The organism is Thiohalobacter thiocyanaticus (assembly GCF_002356355.1).
GTDB lineage: Bacteria > Pseudomonadota > Gammaproteobacteria > Thiohalobacterales > Thiohalobacteraceae > Thiohalobacter > Thiohalobacter thiocyanaticus_A.
Genome location: NZ_AP018052.1, coordinates 1,930,231 through 1,956,532 on the forward strand (window position 1 = coordinate 1,930,231; position 26,302 = coordinate 1,956,532).

At 65.0% G+C, this 26,302-nt stretch carries 29 protein-coding genes; 23 read left to right on the plus strand and 6 right to left on the minus strand.

What is annotated here, in order from left to right; genetic code table 11:
* Position 1 precedes the first annotated feature (1 nt).
* Positions 2-703 carry an HAD-IA family hydrolase gene (locus CFK21_RS08890; RefSeq protein WP_096366328.1) on the plus strand — a complete coding sequence of 234 codons (702 nt, stop codon included), beginning with the start codon at positions 2-4 and terminating at the stop codon, positions 701-703.
* Positions 704-713: 10 nt separating this feature from the next.
* Complete coding sequence (locus CFK21_RS08895) at positions 714-1,727, plus strand: S49 family peptidase (RefSeq protein ID WP_096366329.1); 1,014 nt, start codon at positions 714-716, stop codon at positions 1,725-1,727.
* Positions 1,728-2,040: 313 nt separating this feature from the next.
* Here CFK21_RS08895 and CFK21_RS08900 read toward each other — a convergent pair whose 3' ends face one another.
* From CFK21_RS08900 to CFK21_RS08920, 5 genes are all read right to left on the minus strand, one after another.
* A complete protein-coding gene (locus CFK21_RS08900) occupies positions 2,041-2,184 on the minus strand; it encodes a DUF3096 domain-containing protein (RefSeq protein WP_096366330.1) in 144 nt (47 codons plus the stop codon).
* Between the two features lie 124 nt (positions 2,185-2,308).
* Positions 2,309-2,908: a Maf family protein gene (locus tag CFK21_RS08905; protein WP_096366331.1), complete on the minus strand. Its 600-nt coding sequence runs from the start codon at positions 2,906-2,908 to the stop codon at positions 2,309-2,311.
* Positions 2,908-4,728: a sodium-extruding oxaloacetate decarboxylase subunit alpha gene (gene oadA / locus CFK21_RS08910; protein ID WP_096366332.1), complete on the minus strand. Its 1,821-nt coding sequence runs from the start codon at positions 4,726-4,728 to the stop codon at positions 2,908-2,910. Before oadA ends, CFK21_RS08905 begins: the two co-directional genes overlap by 1 nt.
* Before the next feature lie 301 nt (positions 4,729-5,029).
* On the minus strand, positions 5,030-6,364 hold the full coding sequence (locus CFK21_RS08915) for a cytochrome B6 (RefSeq protein ID WP_369801265.1): 1,335 nt from the start codon (positions 6,362-6,364) through the stop codon (positions 5,030-5,032).
* A 384-nt stretch (positions 6,365-6,748) separates the two neighbouring features.
* Complete coding sequence (locus tag CFK21_RS08920) at positions 6,749-8,167, minus strand: acetyl-CoA carboxylase biotin carboxylase subunit (RefSeq protein WP_096366333.1); 1,419 nt, start codon at positions 8,165-8,167, stop codon at positions 6,749-6,751.
* Positions 8,168-8,348: 181 nt separating this feature from the next.
* Between CFK21_RS08920 and CFK21_RS08925 the strand changes: the two genes are divergently transcribed.
* The 21 genes from CFK21_RS08925 (at position 8,349) to CFK21_RS09025 (ending at position 25,770) form a co-directional block, all read left to right on the plus strand.
* A complete protein-coding gene (locus CFK21_RS08925) occupies positions 8,349-8,870 on the plus strand; it encodes a YceD family protein (RefSeq protein WP_096366334.1) in 522 nt (173 codons plus the stop codon).
* Positions 8,871-8,893: 23 nt separating this feature from the next.
* Positions 8,894-9,073 (plus strand): 50S ribosomal protein L32, encoded by a 180-nt coding sequence (gene rpmF / locus CFK21_RS08930; protein WP_096366335.1) that lies wholly within the window; start codon positions 8,894-8,896, stop codon positions 9,071-9,073.
* A gap of 134 nt (positions 9,074-9,207) precedes the next feature.
* Complete coding sequence (plsX, locus tag CFK21_RS08935; RefSeq protein WP_369801266.1) at positions 9,208-10,206, plus strand: phosphate acyltransferase PlsX; 999 nt, start codon at positions 9,208-9,210, stop codon at positions 10,204-10,206.
* The gene (locus CFK21_RS08940; protein WP_096366337.1) at positions 10,203-11,171 is read left to right on the plus strand and encodes a beta-ketoacyl-ACP synthase III; all 969 of its coding nucleotides are present in this window, start codon (positions 10,203-10,205) and stop codon (positions 11,169-11,171) included. Before plsX ends, CFK21_RS08940 begins: the two co-directional genes overlap by 4 nt.
* A 172-nt stretch (positions 11,172-11,343) precedes the next feature.
* Entirely contained in the window at positions 11,344-12,288 is a 945-nt protein-coding gene (gene fabD / locus CFK21_RS08945) for an ACP S-malonyltransferase (protein ID WP_096366338.1), read from the plus strand.
* Between the two features lie 165 nt (positions 12,289-12,453).
* Entirely contained in the window at positions 12,454-13,197 is a 744-nt protein-coding gene (gene fabG / locus CFK21_RS08950) for a 3-oxoacyl-ACP reductase FabG (RefSeq protein WP_096366339.1), read from the plus strand.
* A 181-nt stretch (positions 13,198-13,378) separates the two neighbouring features.
* A complete protein-coding gene (acpP, locus tag CFK21_RS08955; protein WP_096366340.1) occupies positions 13,379-13,615 on the plus strand; it encodes an acyl carrier protein in 237 nt (78 codons plus the stop codon).
* 152 nt (positions 13,616-13,767) lie between these two features.
* Positions 13,768-15,012: a beta-ketoacyl-ACP synthase II gene (fabF, locus tag CFK21_RS08960; protein WP_096366341.1), complete on the plus strand. Its 1,245-nt coding sequence runs from the start codon at positions 13,768-13,770 to the stop codon at positions 15,010-15,012.
* Between the two features lie 25 nt (positions 15,013-15,037).
* Positions 15,038-16,414 carry an aminodeoxychorismate synthase component I gene (locus tag CFK21_RS08965; RefSeq protein WP_096366342.1) on the plus strand — a complete coding sequence of 459 codons (1,377 nt, stop codon included), beginning with the start codon at positions 15,038-15,040 and terminating at the stop codon, positions 16,412-16,414.
* A complete protein-coding gene (gene pabC, locus CFK21_RS08970) occupies positions 16,411-17,238 on the plus strand; it encodes an aminodeoxychorismate lyase (protein WP_096366343.1) in 828 nt (275 codons plus the stop codon). Before CFK21_RS08965 ends, pabC begins: the two co-directional genes overlap by 4 nt.
* A 5-nt stretch (positions 17,239-17,243) precedes the next feature.
* Positions 17,244-18,281 (plus strand): endolytic transglycosylase MltG, encoded by a 1,038-nt coding sequence (mltG, locus tag CFK21_RS08975; protein ID WP_231971487.1) that lies wholly within the window; start codon positions 17,244-17,246, stop codon positions 18,279-18,281.
* Positions 18,282-18,313: 32 nt separating this feature from the next.
* Entirely contained in the window at positions 18,314-19,072 is a 759-nt protein-coding gene (locus CFK21_RS08980; RefSeq protein ID WP_096366344.1) for a hypothetical protein, read from the plus strand.
* A gap of 17 nt (positions 19,073-19,089) precedes the next feature.
* Positions 19,090-20,397 carry a citrate synthase gene (locus CFK21_RS08985; RefSeq protein ID WP_096366345.1) on the plus strand — a complete coding sequence of 436 codons (1,308 nt, stop codon included), beginning with the start codon at positions 19,090-19,092 and terminating at the stop codon, positions 20,395-20,397.
* Between the two features lie 96 nt (positions 20,398-20,493).
* Positions 20,494-20,718, plus strand: a complete 225-nt coding sequence (locus CFK21_RS08990) for a hypothetical protein (protein ID WP_096366346.1) — start codon at positions 20,494-20,496, stop codon at positions 20,716-20,718.
* A 160-nt stretch (positions 20,719-20,878) separates the two neighbouring features.
* Positions 20,879-21,187, plus strand: a complete 309-nt coding sequence (locus CFK21_RS08995; protein WP_096366347.1) for a c-type cytochrome — start codon at positions 20,879-20,881, stop codon at positions 21,185-21,187.
* 309 nt (positions 21,188-21,496) lie between these two features.
* Positions 21,497-22,096: a pseudouridine synthase gene (locus tag CFK21_RS09000; protein WP_096366348.1), complete on the plus strand. Its 600-nt coding sequence runs from the start codon at positions 21,497-21,499 to the stop codon at positions 22,094-22,096.
* A complete protein-coding gene (tmk, locus tag CFK21_RS09005) occupies positions 22,093-22,719 on the plus strand; it encodes a dTMP kinase (RefSeq protein ID WP_096366349.1) in 627 nt (208 codons plus the stop codon). Before CFK21_RS09000 ends, tmk begins: the two co-directional genes overlap by 4 nt.
* A gap of 99 nt (positions 22,720-22,818) precedes the next feature.
* The gene (locus CFK21_RS09010; protein WP_096366350.1) at positions 22,819-23,814 is read left to right on the plus strand and encodes a DNA polymerase III subunit delta'; all 996 of its coding nucleotides are present in this window, start codon (positions 22,819-22,821) and stop codon (positions 23,812-23,814) included.
* Entirely contained in the window at positions 23,811-24,155 is a 345-nt protein-coding gene (locus CFK21_RS09015) for a PilZ domain-containing protein (RefSeq protein WP_096366351.1), read from the plus strand. Before CFK21_RS09010 ends, CFK21_RS09015 begins: the two co-directional genes overlap by 4 nt.
* A 312-nt stretch (positions 24,156-24,467) precedes the next feature.
* Positions 24,468-25,271 carry a TatD family hydrolase gene (locus CFK21_RS09020; RefSeq protein WP_096366352.1) on the plus strand — a complete coding sequence of 268 codons (804 nt, stop codon included), beginning with the start codon at positions 24,468-24,470 and terminating at the stop codon, positions 25,269-25,271.
* Between the two features lie 139 nt (positions 25,272-25,410).
* The gene (locus CFK21_RS09025) at positions 25,411-25,770 is read left to right on the plus strand and encodes a PilZ domain-containing protein (RefSeq protein WP_096366353.1); all 360 of its coding nucleotides are present in this window, start codon (positions 25,411-25,413) and stop codon (positions 25,768-25,770) included.
* A gap of 142 nt (positions 25,771-25,912) precedes the next feature.
* Here the strand turns inward: CFK21_RS09025 and CFK21_RS09030 are convergent, their stop codons facing one another.
* A complete protein-coding gene (locus tag CFK21_RS09030) occupies positions 25,913-26,296 on the minus strand; it encodes an acyl-CoA thioesterase (protein WP_096366354.1) in 384 nt (127 codons plus the stop codon).
* Positions 26,297-26,302: the final 6 nt, after the last annotated feature.

Here is a 26,302-nt window from a genome sequence, read left to right on the forward strand (position 1 = left end):
CATGGATAATTGTCTTAATGAGCTGAAGCTCCTGGTATTCGACTGGGACGGAACCCTGATGGATTCCGAGGCCCAGATCGTCAGCTGCATGCAGGCTGCCGCCGCCGACCTCGCGCTGCCGGAACGCCGTCCGGAGGAAATCCGCGACATCATCGGTCTGGGCCTGAAGGAGGCCGTGACCCGCCTCTACCCCGATGATGGCGAGACCCTGGTGGAGGCGCTGTCCGACCGCTATCGCCAGCACTGGCTGGGCCAACTCGAGACCAGTACCCTGTTCCCGGGCGTGGTCGAGACCCTGCAGCTGCTCAAGGAGGAGGGCTTCCTGCTGGCGGTGGCCACCGGCAAGGGCCGCGCCGGGCTGGACCGGTCCCTGGCCATGACCGGCCTGGACACGGTTTTTCACACCACCCGCTGTGCCGACGAGACCCGCTCCAAACCGCATCCGCAGATGCTGCATGAAATCATGCAGGAACTCGGGGCCACCAGCGTACAGACCGCCATGATCGGCGACACCGAGTACGACCTGGCCATGGCCCGCAATGCCAAAGCCCATCCGGTTGCGGTATCGTACGGGGTACATGAATGGGAACGGCTGCAGCGCCATGCCCCGGTGGTGTGCCTGGAACAGTTCACCGATATCAACGACTGGCTGGCCGAACTGCGGCAGCAACCGCCGCCCCTGACCGCCAACCAGACGGCATAGGACAGGGCAGATGAGCGACGACAACTGGGTGGAACCGCCGGGCGGCGATAAGTCTGAACGGAATCAGCCGTCACGGGAGCGCGGCCCGGATGCGAACTGGGAGCGCGACCTGCTCAACCGTCTGGCCTTCGCCTCGCTCACCGAGCAGCGCCGCGCCCGACGCTGGGGCATCCTGTTCAAGATCCTGATCTTCGTCTATCTGTTCGGCCTGCTGTTCCTGGCCCGCACCGATCAGTGGGATGCCACCAGCGTCACCCAGCACCAGCACACAGCCCTGGTGGATCTGAGCGGCGTGATCGCCGCCGGCAGCCCGGCCAATGCCGACACCCTGGCCCGGGGGCTGCGCCGGGCCTTCGAGGCCAGGAAGTCGGCCGGCGTGATCCTGCGCATCAACAGCCCCGGCGGCAGCCCGGTGCAGGCGGCCTACATCAACAACGAGATCGCCCGGCTGCGCGAGCAGTACCCGGACAAGCCCATCTATGCCGTGGTGAGCGACATCTGCGCCTCCGGCGGCTATTACGTCGCCGCCGCCACCGACAAGATCTTCGTCAACGAATCCAGCATCATCGGCTCCATCGGCGTGCGCATGGACAGCTTCGGCTTCGTCGATGCCATCGATAAGCTGGGCATCGAACGCCGCCTGCTCACCGCCGGCGAGAACAAGGCCTTCCTCGATCCCTTCCTGCCCGCGCGCGAGGCGGACGTCGAGCACGTCGAGGCCCTGCTCGACGAGGTCCATCAGCAGTTCATCGATACCGTCAGGAAAGGCCGCGGTGATCGCCTGGTGAATGATCCGGCCATCTTCTCCGGCCTGATCTGGACCGGCGCCCGCGGCGTCGAACTCGGACTGGCCGACGGCTTCGGCAGCGCCGGCCAGGTGGCGCGCGACGTGATCGGCGCCGAGGAGATCATCGACTACACCCCGCGCCCGGACTTCTTCGAGCGCTTCGCCCGCCAGATCGGCGCCTCCCTCGGCCAGTCCCTGGGCACCACACTCGGGCTGGACGGGGCACGGCTGGAATAGCAACGCCGTCCCGACCCATCCCCGAACCGCGCTTACCCAGACCCTCCACGTCGTTCCCGCGCAGGCGGGAACCCGGTGTCAGGCGAAATCGCCGAACACTGGATCCCCGCCTGCGCGGGGATGACGCAACAATATTTGCGGCTGGCCGAAGCATCAAACCGCAAAGGCGCCGAAGGCTGGGAATTTCCCTTTCGTCATCCCGGCGCAGGCCGGACAAAAGCGCGCAGCGCGTTGAACGCCCGGAGGGCGGCCCGAAGGGCGAGCGCAGCGAGTAATCCAGAAACCACTGCAGTAACGCAGGTCGGGTTGCGTTTCAGAGCGGATGCCCCAGCAGGCCGAGCACGCCGACCGCGATCAGATAGATCGCCACGACTATGTTCAGCAGGCGCGGCTGGACCAGAATCAGGATGCCCGCCACCAGGGCGATGAGCGGCGCGAGTTCGATATGCAGGGTCATGCGTACCTCCTTGGCTCGAATATTCGGTGAAGCAGGCCGGGGCAACCTGAAAGGCCTAACCCGACCTGCGTTACAGATTAACCCCGTCATTGCCACGCTTCGCTCGCAATGACGGATATCTTTATCAAGGCAACCCCACTCCTTCCTCCGCCAGCATATCCACCAGCCGGATCAACGGCAGCCCGACCAGGGCATTGGGATCATCGCCCTGCATGCGCCGGAACAGGGTGACGCCAAGCGCCTCGGAACGAAAACTGCCGGCGCAGTTGTAGGGCTGCTCCTGTTCCAGATAACGCTCGATCTGTTCAGCGCTGAGATCGCGGAATTCGACGGAGTAGGGCACGACGTCGAGCTGAACGCGGTCCGATTCACTGTTATACAGACACAGCCCGGTAAGAAAGGTCACCTCGCGGCCGGACAGACGCGACAGCTGTTCGCGGGCGCGTTCATGGCTGCCCGGCTTGCCGAGGATTTCCTCGTCGACCACGGCGACCTGGTCCGAGCCGATGATCAGCGCCTGCGTCCAGACTGCGGCCACGGCGCGGGCCTTGGCCTCGGACAGCCGGGCGACCAGGTCGCGCGGCGACTCGCCGGGACGGGCGGATTCATCGATGTCCGGGCTGTGACACTCGAAGGGCAGGCCCAGCCTGGCCAGCAGTTCGCGGCGAAACGGCGAGCTGGAGCCGAGCACCAGCGTGTGTTCAGGGGATGCAGGGTTCGACATCAGGCAGGCTCGATTTCCAGCAGGGTTTCATCGGGATTGACGCGGTCGCCCTTGGCGATGTGGATAGCGCTCACCTTACCGGCGATGGGGGCCTGGATCTCGGTTTCCATCTTCATGGCCTCGGCCACCAGCAGGGGATCGCCGGCATTGACGGCGGCACCGACCTCGACCAGCACGTCGATCACGGTGCCCGGCATGGAAGTGGTGACATGGCCGTGCTGGGTGGCGCGGGGCCGGTTGCTGCCCCTGGGCTGTTTCGGCCGCGGGGCACCGCCCTCGTCGTATTCCAGTTCCTCCAGCGATTCCAGCAGGATCTCCTCGGGCACGCCGTCCACGCTGAGATAGAAGGGGCGCTTCTCCTGGCTCTTGTGGCCGGCGCCGGTCACCCAGATATGGTAGGTCTCGCCGTGCAGGGTGACGTTGAATTCGGTTGGCCGGCCCATATCACCGTTGCCCGGGGGCGGCTCCAGCGGTTCGGGGACAAGGGTTCCGTTGTTGCGATGCTCCAGGAACTCGCGGCCGATCTCGGGGAACATGGCATAGGTCAGGACGTCCTCTTCCGACTGCGCCAGTTCGCCGATCTCCCCGCGCAGGTTGTCCATCTCGGGAGTCAGCAGGTCGGCCGGACGCACATCGATCACGTCCTCATTGCCGATGGCCTGCTGACGCAGCATGGCGTTTACCTCGCCGGGCGCGCGGCCGTAGCGCCCCTGCAGATACAGCTTCACCTCGTTGGTGATGCTCTTGTAGCGCGCGCCGGTGAGCACGTTCATCACCGCCTGGGTGCCCACGATCTGCGAAGTCGGGGTGACCAGCGGCGGGTAGCCCAGGTCCTCGCGCACCCGCGGGATCTCGGCAAGGACCTCGTTCATCCGCCCCAGTTCGCCCTGTTCGCGCAGCTGGCTGTAGAGGTTGGAGATCATGCCGCCCGGCACCTGGTAGATCTGCACCCGGGTGTCCAGACCGGTGAAATCGCTCTCGAACTGGTGGTACTTCTTTCTCACCTCACGAAAATAGAAGCCGATTTCCTGCAGGGCATTAAGATCCAGCCCGGTGTCGTACTCGGTGCCGGCGAACGCGGCAACCATGCTCTCGGTGGGCGGATGGCTGGCCCCGCCGGCGAACGCGGAGATGGCGGTGTCGATGTGCTCGCAGCCGTTCTCCACCGCCTTGAGTTGGCACATCTCGGCCACGCCGGCAGTTGCGTGCATGTGCAGGTGCAGCGGGATATCCACGGCCTGTTCGAGACGGCGCACCAGTTCGCCGGCGACCATCGGGGTGAGCAGGCCGGCCATGTCCTTGATGGCGATGCTGTCGCAGCCCAGCTGTTCGAGCTCGCGCGCCATCGCCGTGAAGGTCTCGATGCCGTGCACCGGGCTGGTGGTGTAGGAGATCGTTCCCTGGGCATGCTTGCCGGTGGCCTTCACCGCGCGGATGGCGGTTTCCAGGTTACGGGTGTCGTTGAGTGCGTCGAAGATGCGGAACACGTCGATGCCGCCCGCGGCGGCGCGCTCGACGAAGGCGCTGACCACGTCGTCCGAATAGTGGCGGTAGCCGAGCAGGTTCTGCCCGCGCAGCAGCATCTGCAACCGCGCCTTGGGCAGGGCCTCGCGCAGCTGGCGCAGGCGCGCCCAGGGATCCTCCTTGAGATAGCGCAGACAGGCATCGAAGGTGGCTCCGCCCCAGACCTCCAGCGACCAGTAGCCGGCCGCATCCAGCTGTGGGCAGATGGGCAGCATGTCCGCGGTACGCATGCGCGTGGCGATCAGCGACTGGTGGCCGTCGCGCAGCACGAGTTCGGTGATGTGGGTCCTGGGCATATTCTGCGTGGTCCTGTTGCTCGTGCCGGGGAATGGGTGCAAGCGCCCGCAGGGCTGTTTCCCGGAACCCGGGGCATGCCTGTTCCCGGGCCGGTCGTCCGAGCGGACGGTCGTCTGTGATATTTGTTTCCCGGAATCTTACTGAAACGGCTACGGCTTCTCCACCGCCGAATGCTCGAGGCGCTGGTTCAGCCCCCGACGCCCGGGATATCCGGAATCGGAGCGGTTGTAGGCAGGGACGCAGGGATGCGGGCGATGGCAGAGGTATCTGGCCCCTGCCATCGCCAGTTCACGCGGTGGTTCACAAAGTCCGCAGGAAGGCGGTGAGCGCCTTCTTCTCATCACCGGTGAGCTGCACACCCGTGACCAGATTGAAGAATTCCACCGTATCCTCCAGGGTCATCAGTCTCCCGTCATGCAGATAAGGGGGGGAATCCTTGATGCCGCGCAGGGTGAAGCTCTTGATCGGCCCTTCGGCAGTGATCCACTGACCATTGATCAGCTTCGCGTCATAAAAGCGCTCGACCTTCAGGTCATGCATTTTGTTGTCGAGATAGAAGGGCGGTTGGTGGCATTCCACACAGCGCGCCTTGCCATGGAACAACTGTTCGCCCTTGATCTCGAGATCCGTCGCCTTGGACTTATCCAGTCGCCCGAAGACGTCGAGCTTCGGAGCCGGCGGGAAGTCGAACAGGTTCTGCATCTGCGCCATCAACGCCACCTGGCTGCTGCGATCGGGCAGATTCACGCCCTTCTTGGCCCCGATCACATGATCGCCGTCAAAATAGGCGGTGCGCTGCTCGAATTCGGTGAAGTCCTCTATCGAACGCAGGGAGCGTTTCGATCCATGGATCTGCTGGTTGAACATGCCGCGCAGACTGACGGTGTCGATGCGGAAGCGGGCGGTCTGCGGGCGGGTATCCGGATTCAGGTGAAAGGTGGCATTGGTGTGGCCGTTGGCATGGCAGTCCAGGCAGGACACGCCCAGACTGGGACGCTTGACCTTGCGGTCCTCGGTCTGGTTGAACTGCTGCTGGGGAAAGGGGGTCAGCAGCAGCCGCAGGCCTTCCATCTGCACCGGAGTGAGGATACCGTGCATGATCTCGTAATAGTTGTCGATGGACAGCAGCTTGCCCTGCGACACATCACCCAATTCCGGCCGCGTGGTGAGAAAGATCGGCGGCGGGAACTCGGGGGTGAGATGATCGGGCAGATCGAAGCGGGTGTCGAAGCGCTCCAGGTTGCGATCTTCCAGTTCGCGGATGCGTTCGATCTGGGCATCGGGAAACACCATGCCGCCGGTTTCGTGCTTGGAATGCGGCAAAGGCAGGAAACCCTTGGGGAACAGCCCCTTCTCGCGGATCTCCGCCGGCGACATGGCGGCGAGATCCTCCCAACTCACCCCCTCGGGGAGCTTGACCCGCGCCCCCTCCTGGACCGGCTTGCGCCCGCCCGACATCATCACATCGGAGGGACGGTCGCTCAAATCATAACGGCGCTCCAGAAGCTTGTTATGCCGCTCTTCATACTTCGGGCGCGCGTCGACGTCGGCTTTCATCATCGCCTCGAAACCTTTGTCGGGAACGACCGGCATATAGGTCTCGGCGATCGGGTCCACGCCCTCGGCAAGCCCCATTTTCTCATGTGGTTCATACCCGGCCCATGCCGGGGCGAGGGTCAGGCTCGCCAGCGCCGCAGCGGAGCCGAACCGACCCATGAATCGCTCCAGTCTCATGATGCACCTCCCTTTGATGGTTGGATGGAACCGCCAATGGTTCCCCGCATCTTAATCCGTTCCAGCGGAATAAAACTGCATGGGTAAGAATAGATAGTGGAGGGGGAGGTGCAAGCTCAGGAGGGAGAAACCGGACAGATGCCTTCGGGTTTCAGCAACCAGGACGGATGCTGTATCACTTCTGTTACAGGACAGTGGCCACAGGCGCGGCGGCAGGATACCGCCTGGTCGGATTCCCTGGCTTGGCAGCAGGCCGCCAACTCGTTGCAGTGACGTTGCCTGAATTCAGAAACCGGCGTGCGCGGCCACGGCCGCGGCGATCACGGCCGCCATTTCGCGGGTGGGACGGTGGACGCTGTAGCGGGTCAGTTCGGGGTGGGCCTCGACGAAGCCGGTGTCGAAGCGTCCGGCGCGGAATTCGGGGGTGCGCAGGATCTCGAGGAAATAGGGGATGGTGGTCTTGACCCCGTAGACCCCGATGTCGTGCAGCGCGCGTTCGGCCCGGTTCAGCAGCCCCTCCCAGTCCCTGGCCCAGACTGTCAGCTTGGCGCACATGGAATCGTAATAGGGCGGGATGTGGTAGCCGGTGTAGATGGCGGCATCCGTACGCACCCCCGGGCCGCCCGGGGCGAAGTAACGGGTGATGCGGCCGAAGCTGGGCAGGAAGTCGTTCTGCGGGTCCTCGGCGTTGATACGGAATTCCATGGCATAGCCGCGGCGCTGGATATCGGCCTGGCCATAGCGCAGCGGCAGACCGGCGGCAACGCGGATCTGCTCCTGCACGATGTCCACCCCGGTGATCTCCTCGGTTACCGTGTGTTCGACCTGCAGCCGGGTGTTCATTTCCATGAAGTAGAAGTTGTCCTCACCCTCGAGCAGGAACTCCACCGTGCCGGCGTTCTGGTAGCCCACCGCGCGGGCCGCCTTCACGGCATACTCGCCGATGCGCTCGCGCTGGGACGGGGTGAGTTGGGGCGAAGGGGCGATCTCGATCAGTTTCTGGTGCCGGCGCTGGATGGAGCAGTCGCGCTCGAACAGGTGGATGACGTTGCCCTGGCCGTCGGCCAGGATCTGCACCTCGATGTGGCGCGGATTCACCACGCACTTCTCCAGAAACACGTCGGCGCTGCCGAAGGCCTTCTGCGCCTCGGACAGCACCCGGTCGTAGTTGCGCCTGAGGGCTTCGGGGCTGTCGCAGCGGCGGATGCCGCGGCCGCCGCCGCCGGAGGTGGCCTTGAGCATCACCGGGTAACCGATCTCGCCGGCCAGTTCCAGGGCGGCCTCCAGACTGTCCAGATTGCCCTCGCTGCCGGGGACCACCGGCACCCCGGCGGCCTGCATGCTGCGCCGCGCCTCGGTCTTGTCGCCCATGCGCCGGATCACGCCGGCGTCCGGGCCGATGAAGCGGATGCCGCGCCGGGCGCAGATCTCGGCCAGTTCGGCGTTTTCCGACAGGAAGCCGTAACCGGGATGCAGGGCGTCGCAGCCGCTGGCGTGGGCAAGGTTCACGATCCGGTGGGCGTTCAGATAGCCGGCCACGGAGTCGGGGCCGATGTTGTAGGCCTCGTCGGCCTTCTTTACATGCAGGGCATGGCGGTCGGCGTCGGTGAAGATGGCGGCCGAGCGGATGCCCAGTTCCCGGCAGGCGCGCACGATGCGCACCGCGATCTCTCCCCGGTTGGCGATGAGTACCTTTTTTATCACGTTGATTTCGCGGGGTCTGTCCTGTGAGTGGAGCTGAACCCGGCATCGGCCGGGCACTGTGTCAGCGACTTCTACGGAAAAGCCCCGGGGCTGTCAATGCCAGAGGCCGCTGCGAAACCGTGTTTCAGTTCGCCTTTTTTGTTTTGACACAGGCGCTTGGAGCCATTATGATGCGCCGCTTATGCAACCGCGCCTGCCGGACTGGATCGACCCGGCGGCCCTGATTCGCCAGGGTCGTATTCTCGAAGGGACGCTGCCCGTAGCGCGTTTCGCGCGGCTGGCCGATCAGTTGCATGACAGCGACGGCGAGATCAGGGTGGAATTGCACTTCGGCCGCTTCGATGCCGGTGTCGAGGGCATCAAGGGGCGTATCACGGGTGAGTTGCACCTGACCTGTCAGCGCTGCCTGGGGCGGATGGACTTTCCGGTGGAGCAGGAGATCAGGCTCGGCCTGGTCGAATCGGAGGCCATGATCGAGCGTCTGCCCGAGGGCTTCGAGCCCCTGCTGGCGACGGAAGACAGGCTGGCCCTGACCGAACTCATCGAGGATGAACTGCTGCTGGCGGTGGCCGATTTTCCCAAGCATGCGGAATCGGAATGCCGGACGCAGGCGACTGATCAGGATTCCGCGGAGCGGGAGATCGCTGACACGGAACATGGCGACAACCCCTTCGCCGCATTGACGGATTTGAAGAAACACTAGGCACTTATTGCAGGAGCGACACCATGGCTGTCCAACAGAATCGCAAGACCCCCTCCAAGCGCGGCATGCGCCGTTCCCATGACGCCCTGAAGGGCAAGGCCCTGTCGATCGAGCCGACCACGGGCGAGACGCATCTGCGTCATCACATCAGCCCCGACGGCTACTATCGCGGCCGCAAGGTCATCGATCGCGACCTCGACTGAAACCGATCGGCCCGACCCCGCGGCGCGCGGCAGCCGGTCGGCTCGCGCGCCGCGCGCGTTTCTGCACCCGGGCCGGGACCCAGCAACGGACAACGACACGCGTGACGGATAGGGTAGTCATCTCGCTGGATGCCATGGGAGGCGACATCGGCCCCGGGGCCGTGGTGCCTGCAGCAGTCCAGGCGCTGTCGTCCAGTCCCGCGCTGGAACTCATCCTGGTCGGCGATCAGACCGTCCTCGAGACCCATCTCCAGGCCCATCGCCAGTTGCTGGAATCCGGCCGGCTGCGCCTCCACCACGCCAGCGAGGTGGTGGGCATGGACGAGTTGCCCTCGCGGGCGCTGCGTTTCAAGAAGGATTCGTCCATGCGCGTGGCCATCAACCTGGTCAAGGACGGCACCGCCCAGGCCGCGGTCAGCGCCGGCAACACCGGCGCGCTCATGGCCACGGCGCGTTACCTGCTCAAGACCCTGCCGGGCATCGACCGGCCCGCCATCCTCACTGCCATTCCCTCGATCCAGGGCCGCACCCTGATGCTGGACCTGGGCGCCAATGTCGACTGCACCGCCGAACACCTGTTCCAGTTCGCCGTCATGGGTTCGGTGCTCGCCCATGCCGTGGAGGGCATCGAGGCGCCGCGCGTCGGCCTGCTCAATATCGGCGAGGAGGAGATCAAGGGCAACGACCAGGTCAAGGAAGCCGCGCGCCTGCTGCATGACAGCTCGCTCAACTACATCGGCTTCGTCGAGGGCGATGCCGTCTATACCGGCGATGTGGATGTAGTGGTCTGCGACGGCTTCATCGGCAATGTGGCGCTCAAGACCAGCGAGGGCGTGGCGAAGATGATCGCCCAGTTCATGCGCGAGGAGTTCAAACGCAATCCGCTGACCCGGCTGGCCGGGCTGGTCGCGCTGCCGGTGCTGCGCGCCTTCCGGCGCCGGGTCGATCCGCGCAACTACAACGGCGCCAGCCTGCTGGGCCTGCGCGGCATTGTGATCAAGAGCCATGGCAGCGCCGATGCCCAGGCCTTTGCCCACGCCATCGAGGTGGCGGTCAAGGAGGTCGACAAGGCGGTCCCCGACCGCATCGACCATCAACTGGAAGCCCAATTGACTGAAAGGCAGGCGGTGTGACCTACGCACGCATCACAGGCACCGGCAGCTATCTGCCCGAGAAGGTGCTGACCAATCACGACCTGGAGCAGATGGTCGAGACCAACGACCAGTGGATCCGGGAACGCACCGGCATCGAGAAGCGTCACATCGCCGCCGACAACCAGACCACCTGCGATCTGGCCGAGCAGGCCGCCCGCCGGGCACTGGAAGCCGCCGGACGCAGCACCGACGACATCGATCTCATCATCGTCGCCACCACCACGCCGGACCGGGTCTTTCCCAGCACCGCCTGCCTGGTGCAGCAGCGCCTGGACATCCACGGCTGCGCGGCCTTCGACGTCCAGGCCGTTTGCACCGGCTTCGTCTACGCCCTGGGCGTGGCCGACAAGTTCATCCGCACCGGGGCGGCGAAATGCGCCCTGGTGATCGGTGCCGAGACGCTGTCACGCATCATCGACTGGACCGACCGCAGCACCTGCGTGCTGTTCGGCGACGGCGCCGGGGCGGTGATCCTCGAGGCGAGCGAAGCGCCGGGGATCCTGTCCACGCATCTGCACGCCGACGGCAACTATGAGAGCCTGCTGACGGTCAACGTGGGCGTCTCCACCCACTTCGATGCCGTGGCAAAGGGCGAGGCCTACATCCATATGAAGGGCAACGAGGTGTTCCGCATGGCCGTGAACACCCTCGGTCGCATCGTCGACGAGACGCTGGAAGCGAATCGGATGACCCAGGCCGACGTCGACTGGCTGATCCCGCACCAGGCCAACATCCGCATCATCAACGCCACCGCGCGCAAACTGAACATGCCGCCGGAACGCGTGGTGGTGACGGTCGACCAGCACGGCAACACCTCGGCCGCCTCGGTGCCGATGGCGCTGGACGTGGCCGTGCGCGACGGCCGCATCCAGCGCGGCGAAACGCTGCTGATGGAGGCCTTCGGCGGCGGCTTCACCTGGGGTTCGGCGCTGCTGAAATTTTGAATTGTGAACCACGTAGGTCGGGTTAGCCCGTAAGGGCGTAACCCGACGACACTCCGGCCGTATTCGTTGGGTTACGGGCTATCGCGCCTGACCCAACCTACAGCTTGTAGGTCGGGTTGGCCCGAAGGGCGTAACCCGACAGACACCAGGCATTGAAGTAAATGGATAACGCATGACTGACTTCGATTACACACTGGCCTACGTCTTCCCCGGCCAGGGCTCGCAGAGCGTGGGCATGCTGGCCGAACTGGCCGCCGCCCATCCCGTGGTGGGAGAGACCTTCGCCGAGGCCTCCGATGTGCTCGGCTATGACCTGTGGCAGCTCAGCCAGGACGGCCCGGCGGAGCAGCTCAACCAGACCGACCGGACCCAGCCGGCCATGCTCGCCGCCGGGGTGGCGGTGTGGCGGGTGCTGGCGCAGGCCACCGACAAGCGCCCGGCCATGCTCGCCGGCCACAGCCTGGGCGAATACAGCGCCCTGGTGTGCGCCGGGGTGCTGGAATTTGCCGCCGCGGTGAAACTGGTCGAGAGCCGTGCCCGGTTCATGCAGGAGGCCGTGCCGGCCGGAGCGGGCGCCATGGCGGCCATCCTCGGCCTGGATGACGATGCCGTGCGCGAGGTCTGCCGGCAGGCCGCCGAGGGTGAGGTGGTCGAACCGGTCAATTTCAACGCCCCCGGCCAGGTGGTCATTGCCGGTGGCGCGGCCGCCGTCGAGCGGGCCGTGACCCAGGCCAAGGCGGCCGGGGCCAGGCGCGCCGTGCCGCTGCCGGTCAGCGTGCCCTCGCACTGCAGCCTGATGCAGCCGGCGGCCGAGGCCCTGTCCGCCGAACTGGCCCGCACCGACCTGCGCCCGCCCAGCATCGACGTCATCCATAACGTCGATGTGCGCGCCCACAGCGATGCCAACGAGATCCGCGAACTGCTCGCCCGCCAGCTGCACAATCCGGTGCGCTGGGTCGAGACCGTCCAGTACATGCAGGCCGAAGGCGTGACCCGGCTGATCGAATGCGGGCCCGGCAAGGTACTGGCCGGACTGAACAAGCGCATCGCGAAGGAAATGACGGCGCTGCCGGTGTACGATCCGACCAGCCTGGAAGCGGCGCTGGAACAGATCTGAGGTATGGCCACGCAAGCATGCAATCCTGTTGTAGGTCGGGTTAGCCCGAAGGGCGTAACCCGACGTATCCGCCGTGAGTGTCGGGTTACGCTGCGCTAACCCGACCTACGGCTTGGGGTGGTCATCACAGCTTTTGAATGCAATGCAGGAACAAGGTGATTTGACATGAGTCTGGACAAACACATCGCCCTGGTCACCGGCGCCAGCCGCGGTATCGGCCAGGCCATCGCCCTGACCCTGGGCCGGCGCGGCGCCACCGTGATCGGCACCGCCACCAGCGACAACGGTGCGGATGCCATCAGCAACACCTTCTCGAGCGAAGGGATCGAAGGCGCCGGCCGGGTGCTGGACGTCACCGACGCCGGCGGCGTCGATGCCCTGGTCAAGTCCATCGCAGACGAGTTCGGCACTCCCACCATTCTGGTCAACAATGCCGGCATCACCCGCGACAACCTGCTCATGCGCATGAAGCCGGAGGAGTGGGACGCGGTGATCGACGCCAATCTCAATTCCGTCTTCCGCCTGTCCCGGGCCTGTCTGCGCGGCATGATGAAGGCCAGACACGGCCGGATCATCAATATCGCCTCGGTGGTCGGTGTGAGCGGCAACCCGGGCCAGGCCAACTATGCCGCGGCCAAGGCCGGCATGATCGGTTTTGCCAAGTCCCTGGCCCGCGAGGTCGGCTCACGCGGCATCACCGTCAATACAGTGGCGCCCGGCTTCATCGACACCGACATGACCCGGGCCCTGCCCGAGGACCAGCGCCAGGCACTGCTGAGCAACATCCCGCTGGCCCGGCTCGGCGCGGTGGAAGACATTGCCAATGCCGTCGCATTTCTCGCCTCCGACGAAGCCGGCTACATCACGGGCGAGACACTGCATGTCAACGGCGGCATGTACATGGCCTGACCGTTTTTATAGAAAGTTTTTGTATTACGCTGTTATCTGGAAAGTTGTATCTTGAACCGGCAGGGCGCTGCGGCGAGGGTCCGCGGGCTGTTCAGACGGGATTTCCGCTGGATTAGCCCCAGGCTTTTCACTACAATACCGCCCGCAGTTTGCTGCCTGAAGTCTCGGAGGAAAGATTCACATGAGCAATATTGAAGAACGGGTTAAGAAGATTGTTGTCGAACAGCTGGGTGTGAAGGAAGATGAAGTCACCACGGGTGCTTCCTTCGTAGACGATCTGGGCGCAGATTCCCTGGATACCGTCGAACTGGTGATGGCCCTGGAAGAGGAATTCGAATGCGAAATCCCCGACGAGGAAGCCGAGAAGATCACCACCGTGCAGCAGGCGATCGACTACATCAACGCCAACCTGGGCTGAGCGCTCAGGCTGCAATTCAGCGCCGCTGCCACCCTGGTGGCTGCGGCCTTTTAGTATTTGCGAATCCCGAAACCCCGCAGGGAATACCCGGAGGCTGAATCCGGCCGAAGGACCATCGGGGTAGACCGATCCCATCTCCAAGAGGCGCTATCTTGTCACGTCGTCGCGTAGTCATCACCGGCCTGGGTGCCATCGCACCCGTCGGCCTGTCCGTGGATGAGGCCTGGGCCAGCATCAAGGCAGGGCAGGGCGGTATCCGCCCCATCACCAGCTTCGACACCTCGGCCTTCTCGGTGCGCTTCGGCGGAACGGTCGAGGGCTTCGAGATCACGGACTACCTGCCGTCCAAGGAAGCCCGCAAGATGGATCCCTTCATCCATTACGGCATGGCGGCAGGCATCCAGGCGATCCGCGACGCCGGTCTGGACGGTGCCTCCGACGAGGAGGGCCGCTTCGGCGTGGCCATCGGCTCGGGCATCGGCGGCCTGTGCACCATCGAGAAGAATCACGCCCTGCTGCTGGAGAGCGGTCCGCGCAAGATCTCGCCCTTTTTCGTACCCAGCAGCATCATCAACATGATTTCGGGCAACCTGTCCATCCTGCACGGCTTCCGCGGCCCCAACATCGCCATGGTCACCGCCTGCACCACCGGCACCCACAACATCGGCCAGGCTGCGCGCTATATCCAGTACGGCGAGGCCGATGTGATGGTCGCCGGCGGTGCCGAGATGGCGAGCACCCCGCTGGGGCTGGGCGGGTTTGCCGCCGCCCGCGCCCTGTCCACCCGCAATGACGATCCGGCCACGGCCAGCCGCCCCTGGGACAAGGACCGCGACGGCTTCGTACTGGGCGACGGCGCCGGGGTGCTGGTACTGGAGGAGCTCGAGCATGCCCGCAGCCGCGGGGCGAAGATCTACGCCGAGCTGATCGGCTACGGCATGAGCGGCGACGCCCATCACATGACCCAACCCGCCGAGGGCGGGGAGGGTGCCGTACGCTGCATGCGCGCCGCGCTCAAGGATGCCGGCATCGAGCCCGCCGCCATCGACTACATCAACGCCCACGGCACCTCCACCCCGGCCGGCGACAAGGCCGAGACCGACGCCATCAAGACCACCTTCGGCGAGCATGCCCACCGACTGGCCGTCAGCTCCACCAAGTCCATGACCGGGCACCTGCTGGGCGCGGCCGGGGGTGTTGAAGCGGTGTTCACCGCGCTGTCGCTGCGCGACCAGATCGCACCGCCCACCATCAACTACAGCACGCCGGATCCGGAGTGCGATCTCGACTATGTACCCAACACCGCGCGCGCGATGCAGATCGATATCGCCCTGTCCAATTCCTTCGGATTCGGCGGAACCAACGGCACCATCGTGATGCGCCGCTTCACCGACTGAGAGTCGGGTCCGCGGGCCGGACGCCATGACGGTTGCGCAATCGCTTTCTTCCGCCACGCTGCCCGCCGGCTTCGACCTGCTGGCGCTGCACGAGGCCTTTCCCGAGCGTTATCCCTTCCTGCTGGAAAGCGCCCTCAGCGGCACGCAGGGGCGCTATGACATCCTGTTCGCCTTTCCGGGCGAGACCCTGACGCTGCAGGCCCCGGGGCAATTGCAGGGCCCGGCCGCCGAATCCGCCAGCGGCTTTCTCCCGGCACTGGATGCCTGGTGGCGGGAAGCGGGCGGCCGCGACGACACGGCCGGTCTGCCCTTCAACGGCGGCTGGTTCCTGTTGCTGGGCTACGAACTGGCCCAGGAGGTCGAGCCGGTACTGCAACTCAGCCGAGCGCCGCACATGCCCTTCATCGCCACCGCCGTGCGCTGCCCGGCGGCGGTGATCGCCGACCGGCGCGACGGCAGCCTCCAGCTGGTAAGCGAATCCGATCCCGGCCTGGTACGGGTGATGCGCGAGGATATCGAACAGGCCGCCGCCCGCCCGCCGCCGGCCGCCGTGCCGCTGACGCTGTCGGGACAGACCGAGGAGGCCCCGCAGCATTATCTCGATGCGGTGGAACGCACTCTCGGCTACATTCGTGACGGCGATGTATTCCAGGTCAACCTGTCGCGTCTGTGGACCGCGGAGCTCGGCCAGCCGGTCACCCCCGCCGCACTCTACCGACGTCTGCGCGACCGCAATCCCGGCCCCTTCAACGGCCTGGCGGTATTCCCCGACTACGCCGTGATCAGCTCCTCGCCGGAACGTCTGGTGGAGGTGCGCGGCCGCCGGGTGAGCACGCGGCCCATCGCCGGCACCCGGCCGCGCGGACAGGGGGAGCAGGACCGTGAACTGTCGGACGAGTTGCTCGGCCACCCCAAGGAACGTGCCGAGCACATCATGCTCATCGATCTGGAACGCAATGACCTGGGGCGGGTCTGCCGGCCCGGCAGCATCGAGGTCGACGAGTTGATGCAGCTGGAGTCCTATGCCCATGTGCATCATATCGTCTCCAACATCCAGGGCGAGCTGCGCCCGGAGATCACGCCGGGCGAGGTGATCCGGGCGGTCTATCCCGGCGGCACCATCACCGGCTGTCCCAAGGTGCGCTGCATGCAGATCATCGCCGAACTCGAGGCCGGGGGGCGCGGCGCCTATACCGGCGCCATGGGTTATCTGAACCGCAATGGCGACATGGACCTGAACATCCTCATCCGTACCATCGAGCAGCGGGACCGCAGGCTGTATTGGCGCGCCGGCGCCGGCATCGTCTCGGATTCCAGGCCACAGCAGGAACTGGAGGAAACCCGCGCCAAGGCCCGCGGCCTGGTGCTGGCGCTGGAAAACACGCCCGAGGACGCGGCATGAGCGGAATCGAGTCGGCCTGGATCAACGGCGAGGCGCAGACGCGGATCGATGTACATGACCGCGGACTGCAGTTCGGCGACGGCCTGTTCGAAACCCTGGCCGTCATCGATGGCCGCATCATGCACTGGGAACGCCACCGGGCACGGCTCATGCGCGGCTGCCAGCGTCTGGGACTGCCCGAACCGCCCCGGGAACAACTCGAGCGGGAGCTGCAGACGGCCGCCGCCGACCAGCCGCGGGCGGTGCTGAAACTGCTGTACACCTGCGGTTGTTCGCTGCGCGGCTATGCCCGCCCGGACGACATCCGAGCGCAGCGTGTCCTGCTGCGCTCGGCCTGGCCGGCGGGGCTGGAAAGGCACAGTCCCGCCGGCCTGCGTATAATCTGGTGCCGGCACCGGCTGGCCAGCCAGCCGCGGCTCGCCGGCATCAAGCATCTCAACCGGCTGGACCAGGTCCTCGCCCGCGCCGAGTGGCAGGACCCGGAGATCAACGAGGGCCTGTTGCGTGACCAGGACGGTCACGTCATCGAGGGTGTTGCCAGCAATCTGTTCCTGGTACGCAACGGCGTGCTCCACACCCCACGGCTGGACAACTGCGGCGTGGCGGGCGTGATGCGCGAGCATCTGATGGCAAGCGCGCGCGCGGCAGGCATCGAAGTAATGGAAAGCTGTATGGACGAGAATGACGTGACCGGCGCGGATGAACTGTTCCTGTGCAACAGCCTGATGGGAATGCGCCCGGTCGCCCGGCTTGCCGGGCAGCGTTATGAAACCGGCCCCGTAACCCGGCGCCTGCTGTCGCTGATGAATCCGGAATCTGCATAACACGCATGGCTGTCAACGCGGGAAAATCCGTTCTCCATCGGCCGCTGGTGCTGATGCTGCTGACGCTCGCGATCGCCGTCGCCGGGGCAATCGGCTGGCTGTATCTGGACTACCAGCGGTTCCTGCGCACGCCGCTGGCACTGGACAGCGAGGGCCGGAACCTGGAGGTCAGGCCGGGCCAGAGCCTGTCCGGCCTGGCCTGGCAGCTGCACGAGGAGGGCCTGCTGGCGCATCCGCGTTATCTCGCCCTGCTGGGACGGATCAGCGGCGAGGCCGGGCGCATCCAGGCCGGGGAGTTCCATATCCCCGCCGGGGCCACACCGGGCCAGCTGCTGCACATACTCACCAGCGGGCGGGTGGTGCAGTATCCGGTTACCCTGATCGCGGGCTGGACCATCCAGCAGCTGCGTGCCCACCTGGCCGAGCAGCCGTTTCTCGACCACACCCTGGATGGCGTTGATGATGCCGAACTGATGCAGCGCCTGGAGCGGCCTGGACAGCACCCCGAGGGCTGGTTTCTGCCCGACACCTACCATTTCCCGCGCGGTACCCGTGATATTGTAGTCCTGCGCCGCGCCCTCCAGGCCATGGAGCGGCACCTGGAGCAGAATTGGGAGCGCCGTCGTCCGGACCTGCCGCTGGATTCGCCCTACGAGGCATTGATTCTGGCCTCGATCGTGGAAAAGGAAACCGGTATCCCCGAGGAACGGGCCCGCATCGCCGGCGTTTTCGTCCGGCGGCTGGAGCGGGGCATGCGGCTGCAGACCGACCCCACGGTGATCTACGGCATGGGCGATGCCTTCGACGGCAACATCCGGCGCCGTGATCTGCGCACCGACACCCCGTACAATACCTATACCCGCGGGGGGCTGCCGCCCACACCCATCGCCCTGCCCAGTGCCGAGGCGGTCACGGCCGTGATGCACCCGGCCGCAGGCGAGGCCTTGTATTTTGTTTCCCGCGGCGATGGCAGTCATGTCTTTTCCGCCACGTTGCAAGAACACAACCGGGCGGTACGCCGCTATCAGCTGAACCGTCCCTGAGCGCCGCCCGAGCTTCAGAGTTGATTGAGAGCATGCAGACCATACTGATCAAGTTGTGCCTGATGTTGTGCCTGGCGACTCCCGCCGGCGTGCTGCGCGCCGAATCCGCTGCAACCGGAGGTGAGGCGGCAACCGAAGCGGCCCCGGTCGACGAGACGAGCGGCTTCGAACAGGAGCTGCTCGACCCCTACGTCATCACGCCGCAACAGAAGGCGCGCCTGGATGCCGAGCGCGAATCCGGCCGCCGTCACGCCGACCCCGATGCCGCGGCGGCACGGGATGCGGCACCCGCGCAGACGGACACGGCGCCGGCCGCGGAATCCAGGGGTGAATCGGCACAGCCCGCTGTCCGCCCCGAACTGCACCCGCTGATCCGTTCCTTCCTCGAATCGCGCTACGGCCAGGAGCACTGCAGCGCGCCCAGCTACTGCGAGAACCTGGTCGAACTGCAATGCGTGAAGGACGGTGATGGTCCCATCTACTACTACAACAACGACAACGGCAGGCTGCTGATGACCTGCGGGCGTGCCTGCCTCGATCCCGACCCCTACGACGAGCGTGACTGCAAGAAGTGTCCTTATATCCCCTGGGTGGATTGCCAGGAACGGGCCTGGCGCGAGGAGCAGGAGCGGTTGCGCCGCGCCCGGGAGGAGGAAATCGCGCAGCTCGAAGCCGAGGCGAGCGAACGACAGGCGCGCGAGACGGAAATCCTCAAACAGATCGATGCCATCGAACAGGACTGCAATGCGCGCATTCGGGAACTGCAGCGCGAACTCGACTCACTGCAATGAGCGCCAGGGGATAAACCATGAGCGATGATCATACCGTTACCATTACCGACAACCGCACCGGAAAGTCCGTCGAGCTGCCGGTGAGCAAGGGCACCCACGGTGCACAGGTTTTCAGCCTCCAGGGCCTGCACGAAGGCCTGGGCATGTTCACCTATGACCCCGGCTATGCCGCCACGGCCAGCTGCCGCAGCAGCATCACCTACATCGACGGCGACGAGGGTACCCTGTTGTACCGCGGCTATCCCATCGAGCAGCTGGCCGAACACAGCGATTACCTTGAGGTCTGCTACTTGCTGCTCTATGGTGAGTTGCCGCAGCCGGCCGAGATGAATAAATTCCGTGAGATCATCAACCGCCACAGCATGGTCAACGAGGGCCTGCTGCGCTTCTATGACGGTTTCCGCTACGACGCCCATCCCATGGCCATCATGGTCGGGGTGGTTGGGGCGCTGTCGGCCTTCTATCACGACTCCACCGACGTGACCGACCCCTACCACCGCGAAATCTCCGCGCATCGGATGATCGCCAAGATGCCCACCCTGGCCGCGGCCAGCTACAAACACTCGGTCGGCCAGCCGATCATCTATCCGGACAACAGCCTGGGCTATGTCGACAATTTCCTGCGCATGATGTTCGCCGTGCCCTCCGAGCCCTACGAGGTCAATCCCGTGGCCTCGCGTGCGCTGGACCTGATGATGATCCTGCACGCCGATCACGAGCAGAACGCCAGTGCCTCCACCGTGCGCCTGGCCAGCAGTTCCGGCGCCAACCCCTTCGCAAGTGTGGCCGCCGGCATCGCCTCGCTGTGGGGACCGGCCCATGGCGGCGCCAACGAGGCGGTGGTGCAGATGCTGGAGTCGATCGAGTCGGTGAAGCAGGTCCCCGAACTGGTGGCCCGGGCCAAGGACAAATCCGACAGCTTCCGGCTGATGGGCTTCGGCCACCGCATCTACAAGCAGTATGACCCTCGCGCCAAGATCATCCGCCAGTCCTGCCATGACCTGCTGAATGAGCTGGGCTCGACCCGCGACCAGCCGCTGTTCGAGATCGCCCTGGAACTGGAGCGGATCGCGCTGGAGGACGATTACTTCAAGGAACGCAACCTCTATCCCAATGTCGATTTCTATTCCGGCATCATCCTGCGCGCCCTGGGCATCCCGCTCAGCATGTTCACCGTGATGTTCGTGATGTCACGCACCGTGGGCTGGATCGCCCAGTGGATGGAGATGATGGACGATCCGGAACAGCGCATCGGCCGGCCGCGCCAACTCTATGTGGGGCATTCCCGGCGCGATTACACCCCCATCGACCAACGCGGGGATTGAATCGACCGGGCGGGGAACTTGATGCGAATCAAGGTGACAGGACGGTAGGCGGGGCTAATCTCTGGCTCACACTCAGAGACTACCGGAGATCTCCGCATGAACCTGCGTCGCTGGCTGCGGCCCTTTCTGCACCTCAACATCCTGGCCGGGCTGCTGGCCTTCGCCGGGCTGGCCCTGTACCAGGCCCTCGGCGGCATGGCCGGCGCCACTCCCCTGAACCTGGCGGTAGCGGCCCTGTTCTACAGCTACCTGTTCTGGCTGGCCGAGATCTTCAGCCGTCCCGCGACGGCAACCGACGGGCGCCGTTCAGGTTCTGTTTAACCTGGCCCTGCTAGGCTCACTGGAACTCGGGCAGAAATTAATTTCATCCATGGATAAAATCGTTGTATCAATAAGTTATCTTTGAAACCCGACCTATTCGGAGTATATTTGACGGATTCGCATCCGGTGTGTTGACCCCAAACTACAGGAGAATACCGAAATGAAGAAGCTGATCATCACAGCCCTGGCGGGCGCAATGGCAGCAAGCAGCGGACTGGCGCTGGCCGAGCGCGGCGGCAAGGAAATCTATGACAGCAAGTGCTTTGCCTGCCACAGCACCGGTGCCGCCGGTGCCCCCAAGGTCGGCGACGCCGCCGCCTGGGCCCCGCGCATCGAGCAGGGCATGGACACCCTGATGAAGCACGCAAAGGAAGGCCTGAATGCCATGCCGCCCATGGGCACCTGCATGGACTGCAGCGACGCCGAAATGCAAGCGGCTGTGGAGTACATCATCGAGCAGTCCCAGTAAGACCGATCCACAGTCTGACGGATCCGGAACCGGGCATCGTGCCCGGTTTTGTATTTTTTAACCCCCTTTCAACGCAGAGGCACGGAGGCGCAGGGGACGCAAAGATATAGCAATTTTTGCAAGACGCCATCTACGTCGTAGGTCGGGTTAGCCCGAAGGGCGTAACCCGACATCCAGGCCGTATTCGTTGGGTTACGGCGCATCGCGCCTAACCCAACCTACAGAACTCTGCGTTCTCTGCGGCTTTGCGCCTCTGCGTTGAGATTTTTTCACGCTGCAACCCGCCCACGGATTCCATACAATAGGCGCATGATCGTCCTGTTCAACAAGCCCTTCCGGGTCCTGTCCCAGTTCCGCCGCGAGGGCGGGAAATCCAGCCTGCAGGACTACATCCCCGTCAAGGGCGTCTACCCGGCCGGTCGACTCGACTACGACAGCGAAGGCCTGCTGCTGCTGACCGACGAGGGCCGGCTGCAGCACCAGCTTTCCCACCCCAAGTTCGGCAAGGCCAAGGGCTATTGGGTGCAGGTCGAAGGCATACCGGAGGAAGCCGCGCTGGAACAGTTGCGCCAGGGCGTGGAACTCAAGGACGGCCCGACCCGGCCCGCCCGGGTCGAACGCATCGATTGCCCCGCGGTCTGGGACCGCGACCCGCCCATCCGCCAGCGCAAGTCGATTCCGACCTGCTGGCTGCGCCTGCTGATCGAGGAGGGGCGCAATCGCCAGGTGCGACGCATGACCGCCCATATCGGCCATCCCACCCTGCGCCTGATCCGCTATCGCATCGGCCGCTGGACCCTGGGTGAACTGGCGCCTGGCCAGTACCGCTGCGTCGGCAAGCCCACGACCGGAACGGCTGGCAGGCGCGCACGTGCCGCGTCCGGAACCGCACAACGAGGCCGGTCATGAAGGGGCGATTCATCACATTGGAAGGCGGGGAGGGAGTCGGTAAAACAACTAATATCAGATATATAGAATCTTTAATTAATGCAAAGAATAAAGTATTGGTCAGCACCCGCGAACCCGGTGGAACACCGCTGGCCGAGGCCGTGCGCGGCCTGTTGCTGGATCCCGCCCACCAGGGCATGCATCCGGACTGCGAGTTGCTGCTGATGTTCGCTGCCCGCGCCGAGCATCTGGACAAGGTGATCCGCCCGGCGCTGGAACACGGCGACTGGGTGCTGTGCGACCGCTTTACCGACGCCACCTACGCCTATCAGGGCTACGGCCGCGGACTCTCACTGGAACGGATCGCCGAACTGGAACAGCTGGTGCAGGGCGGGTTGCGCCCCGATCTGACCCTGCTGCTGGACGTTCCTGTAGAGATTGGCATGGAACGCGCAGGTAACCGCAGCGATCCGGACCGGTTTGAGCAGGAAAATCTGGAATTCTTCGAGCGTATCCGCCAGGGTTATCTGAACCGGGCCCGAGCCGAGCCGGAACGCTTTGCGGTCATCGACGCCGGACAGGATCTGGAAACCGTTCAGGCCGGGATTCGTCTGGCGCTGGAACGGTTGCTGGATGCTGACTGAGGCAATGGATTCCGGCCTGCGCCGGAATGACGGAAACAGGCAATCGCCGCTGAGCGTATTGTATAAAATACTTCACAATATATCTTTAACACTTTATTAATGAAAGAAATACACCCCTGGAATCTGTCCGCGTGGCAACAACTGCAGGCCCAACGCCAGGCCAACCGGCTGGCCCACGCCTACCTGTTCCACGGGCCGGCGGGAGTCGGCAAGCAGGATCTGGCCGAGGCCTTCGCCGCCAGCCTGCTGTGCCAGCAACCGGCCGCCGACGGGAGCGCCTGCGGTCACTGCAGCGCCTGCCAGCAGTTCGAGGCCGGCACGCATCCGGACAACCTGATCCTCGTCCCGGAGCCGGGCAAGACCCAGATCCAGATCGACCCGGTGCGTGAGCTCTGCGCCCGGCTCGGGCTGAAAAGCCACCAGGGCGGCTTCAAGGTGGCACGCATCGAGGGTGCCCACCGGCTCAACCGATCCGCGGCCAACAGCCTGCTCAAGACCCTGGAGGAACCGACCGATAACACGGTACTGGTGCTGATCACGGATCAGCCCTCGCGGCTGCTGGCCACCATCCGCAGTCGCTGTCAGGGACTGCGGCTGGCTGCGCCTCCGGCGGCCGGGGCCCGCGGCTGGCTGGCAACCCGCGTCGGCGACCATGATGCGGATCTGCTGCTGGCCCTGGCCGACGGCGCCCCGCTGACCGCGCTGGCCCTGACCGAGGGCGAGCATCTGACCCGGCGCCGGGTCTGGTTCGATCAGTGGCAGGCGCTGATCGACGGCCGCGAGGATGCGGTCGCGGTGGCCGCCGACTGGTCCGGTGCGGAGAACAACGCACCGCTGGAATGGATGAGTCAGTGGCTGATGGATCTGATACGCCTGCAGCAGGGCGAGCACGCGATACGCAATCTCGACCTGCTTGAACCCATGCAGGATATGGCCGAGGATATGGACCCGGTCACCCTGCACAATCTACTGGAGCAGGTCTGGCAGGCCCTGCAGATGACGGCGACCCCGGTCAACCGGCAGTCGCTGTTCGAGGACCTGCTGATCGCCTGGACGGCAGCGGGCAGACCCCGCAGGAGACGCAAACACGCATGAAACCCGGACGGCAAGGCATACTTTCACTGAGCATCAAGGACAAGGGCGCGCTGTACGCAGCCTACATGCCGTTCGTCAGGAACGGCGGCCTGTTCATCCCCACCAACAAAAGCTACCAGCTCGGCGACGAGGTGTTCATGCTGCTCACCCTGATGGACGAGGGCGAAAAGCTGCCGGTGGCGGGACGCATCATCTGGATCACCCCCAAGGGCGCCCAGGGCAGCCGGGCGGCCGGCATCGGCGTGCAGTTCAGCGACCAGGACGGCGGCAGCTGCCGCAACAAGATCGAGACCTATCTCGCCGGCGCGCTCAAGGCCGAACGCCCGACCCACACCATGTAGCCCGAGCCAAGCAGCAACGGGCCGACCGAATCCCCGTCATTGCGAGCGTAGCGTGGCAATCTCATACGGCGGGATTAGCCGGGTGGAGATTATTCGCTGTGCTCACCCCTTCGGGGCCGCCCTGCGGGCGTTCTGCGCTCACAAGCTCGCTTGTGCCGCGACACTTCGTTCCTCGCAATGACAGCCAGTTTTCGGCCTCCATCCTGCACCCTCACTACGATTGCGGTTTTGCCGCATCTCGGACTTAGCAACCACCCCCAAAATCCGTAGACTACACGGCCAGTCATACACCGCCGGACGGATACTGGAACCATGCTGATCGACTCCCACTGCCATCTCGACCGCCTCGACCTGAGCCGCTATCCCGGGGGCCTGCACCAGGCCCTGGACGAGGCCCGCGCCCACCAGGTCGGGCGCTTCCTGTGCATCTCCATCAGTCTCGAGGCCTATCCGGCCATGCGCGAGCTGATCGAGCCCGAGCCGGACGTGAGCGTCTCGGTCGGCGTGCACCCGACCGACGAGGTGCCGCAGGAGCCGACCGTGGAGGCTATCCTGGCCCATACCGACGACCCGCGCGTGGTTGCCATCGGCGAGACCGGGCTGGACTATTACTATGTAAAGGAGACGGCCGAACAGGAGATCCAGCGCAGCCGCTTCGCCACCCACATCGAGGCCGCGCGCGCCTGCCACAAGCCGCTGATCGTGCACACCCGGGATGCCCGCGAGGACACCCTCGCCCTGCTGCGCGAAGGCCATGCCGAGGAGCCCGGCGGCATCCTGCACTGCTTCACTGAAACCTGGGAAATGGCCCGTGCCGCGCTGGACCTGGGCTTCTACATCTCCTTTTCCGGCATCGTCACCTTCCGCAACGCCGAGGCCCTGCGCGAGGTGGCGCGCAAGGTGCCGTCCGACCGCATCCTGATCGAGACCGATTCCCCCTACCTGGCCCCGGTGCCCAAGCGCGGCAAGCCCAACGAGCCGGCCTATGTGCGCTTCGTGGCCGAATCCCTGGCCGAGACGCGCGGTGAACCGGTCGAGGAACTGATCGCGGCCTCCACCGAGAACTTCTTCCGGCTGTTTCCCTCCACCCGGGAGTCGTACCGGATCACCGCCTGATCCCACAGCTTCCCGCGGCTCACATCCCGTTAAAGTTTCCCCCGCCGTTTCCGCTAACGCCTTTACCGCCTGCGCATGAGCGCGGGTACCTGCTTGCACGGACGCCCTGAACGCAGAACAACACCAAGAGAGGGCGGAAATGGAACGACGCAGTCACGACCGTACCGCAACCTGCATCGACGTGGAAATCCGGCATCTGCACGGCTGCTGCCGCGGCCATATCCGCGACCTCGGCGGCTGCAGCATGTTCGTGGAGATCGAGGGCGGCAACTATCCCGCCACCGGCTCGCTGGTACAGCTCAATTTCGGCATCGATACCGGTTGGTGCCGGATCTCGCGCCAGGCCGGCGGCGAGGTAGCCCGCTGGGACGAACTGGGCGTGGCCATCCGCTTCGACACCGGTGACGGTATCAGCTGCGCCGTGATCGAGGAGATCCTCTACTACCAGCAGACGGCGCAGCGGCAGGATCGCCCGCTGACGGCGACCGACGCGGCCTGAGAAATGGCAGACCGGGGCAGAGGTCAAGCCCGCTGATAACGCGCGCCGCTCACCGTCATTCCCTCGCAGGCGGGAATCCATAACCGCCGAGGTGCCTGGATCCCCGCCTGCGCGGGGATGACGGGATGAACTGCAACCAGGCTCACACCGGCCGCGGCTTTCCATCATTGTCCAGCGCCACATAGACCAGATTGGCCTCGGTAACCTTGAGCCGGGCAATGCCTGCCCGGGAATCCCGTTCCACGACCACCTCCACGTGCACCGTAATGGAAGTGGTACCCACCTTCATCACCTCGGCATAACAGCTGACCAGATCGCCGACCAGCACCGGCTGATGGAACTGCAGCGAGTCCACCGCCACCGTGGCCACGCGGCCGCCGGCCCGGCGGTAGGCCGCGATGCTGCCGGCCACGTCCACCTGGGCCATGATCCAGCCGCCGAAGATGTCGCCGGCGGCATTGGTGTCCTGGGGAGAGGCCACCAGCCGCAGGGCTGGCTGGCGGTCATCGGCATCAGAATCGTTCATACAAGC

Excerpts from the sequence above, each read along its gene's own strand:
- fabG (WP_096366339.1), top strand. The coding sequence starts at position 12,454 with ATGAGTCTGGACAAACACATCGCCCTGGTCACCGGCGCCAGCCGCGGT.
- pabC (WP_096366343.1), top strand. The coding sequence starts at position 16,411 with ATGAGCGGAATCGAGTCGGCCTGGATCAACGGCGAGGCGCAGACGCGG.
- CFK21_RS09000 (WP_096366348.1), top strand. The coding sequence starts at position 21,497 with ATGATCGTCCTGTTCAACAAGCCCTTCCGGGTCCTGTCCCAGTTCCGC.
- CFK21_RS08895 (WP_096366329.1), top strand. The coding sequence starts at position 714 with ATGAGCGACGACAACTGGGTGGAACCGCCGGGCGGCGATAAGTCTGAA.
- CFK21_RS08900 (WP_096366330.1), bottom strand. The coding sequence starts at position 2,184 with ATGACCCTGCATATCGAACTCGCGCCGCTCATCGCCCTGGTGGCGGGC.
- CFK21_RS08915 (WP_369801265.1), bottom strand. The coding sequence starts at position 6,364 with ATGGGGCTTGCCGAGGGCGTGGACCCGATCGCCGAGACCTATATGCCG.
- CFK21_RS08995 (WP_096366347.1), top strand. The coding sequence starts at position 20,879 with ATGAAGAAGCTGATCATCACAGCCCTGGCGGGCGCAATGGCAGCAAGC.
- CFK21_RS09020 (WP_096366352.1), top strand. The coding sequence starts at position 24,468 with ATGCTGATCGACTCCCACTGCCATCTCGACCGCCTCGACCTGAGCCGC.
- rpmF (WP_096366335.1), top strand. The coding sequence starts at position 8,894 with ATGGCTGTCCAACAGAATCGCAAGACCCCCTCCAAGCGCGGCATGCGC.
- CFK21_RS08905 (WP_096366331.1), bottom strand. The coding sequence starts at position 2,908 with ATGTCGAACCCTGCATCCCCTGAACACACGCTGGTGCTCGGCTCCAGC.
- CFK21_RS08985 (WP_096366345.1), top strand. The coding sequence starts at position 19,090 with ATGAGCGATGATCATACCGTTACCATTACCGACAACCGCACCGGAAAG.
- CFK21_RS09015 (WP_096366351.1), top strand. The coding sequence starts at position 23,811 with ATGAAACCCGGACGGCAAGGCATACTTTCACTGAGCATCAAGGACAAG.
- fabD (WP_096366338.1), top strand. The coding sequence starts at position 11,344 with ATGACTGACTTCGATTACACACTGGCCTACGTCTTCCCCGGCCAGGGC.
- CFK21_RS08965 (WP_096366342.1), top strand. The coding sequence starts at position 15,038 with ATGACGGTTGCGCAATCGCTTTCTTCCGCCACGCTGCCCGCCGGCTTC.
- CFK21_RS08980 (WP_096366344.1), top strand. The coding sequence starts at position 18,314 with ATGCAGACCATACTGATCAAGTTGTGCCTGATGTTGTGCCTGGCGACT.
- CFK21_RS09030 (WP_096366354.1), bottom strand. The coding sequence starts at position 26,296 with ATGAACGATTCTGATGCCGATGACCGCCAGCCAGCCCTGCGGCTGGTG.
- tmk (WP_096366349.1), top strand. The coding sequence starts at position 22,093 with ATGAAGGGGCGATTCATCACATTGGAAGGCGGGGAGGGAGTCGGTAAA.
- CFK21_RS09010 (WP_096366350.1), top strand. The coding sequence starts at position 22,819 with ATGAAAGAAATACACCCCTGGAATCTGTCCGCGTGGCAACAACTGCAG.
- CFK21_RS09025 (WP_096366353.1), top strand. The coding sequence starts at position 25,411 with ATGGAACGACGCAGTCACGACCGTACCGCAACCTGCATCGACGTGGAA.
- plsX (WP_369801266.1), top strand. The coding sequence starts at position 9,208 with ATGGGAGGCGACATCGGCCCCGGGGCCGTGGTGCCTGCAGCAGTCCAG.
- mltG (WP_231971487.1), top strand. The coding sequence starts at position 17,244 with ATGGCTGTCAACGCGGGAAAATCCGTTCTCCATCGGCCGCTGGTGCTG.
- oadA (WP_096366332.1), bottom strand. The coding sequence starts at position 4,728 with ATGCCCAGGACCCACATCACCGAACTCGTGCTGCGCGACGGCCACCAG.
- CFK21_RS08990 (WP_096366346.1), top strand. The coding sequence starts at position 20,494 with ATGAACCTGCGTCGCTGGCTGCGGCCCTTTCTGCACCTCAACATCCTG.
- CFK21_RS08925 (WP_096366334.1), top strand. The coding sequence starts at position 8,349 with ATGCAACCGCGCCTGCCGGACTGGATCGACCCGGCGGCCCTGATTCGC.
- CFK21_RS08890 (WP_096366328.1), top strand. The coding sequence starts at position 2 with ATGGATAATTGTCTTAATGAGCTGAAGCTCCTGGTATTCGACTGGGAC.
- acpP (WP_096366340.1), top strand. The coding sequence starts at position 13,379 with ATGAGCAATATTGAAGAACGGGTTAAGAAGATTGTTGTCGAACAGCTG.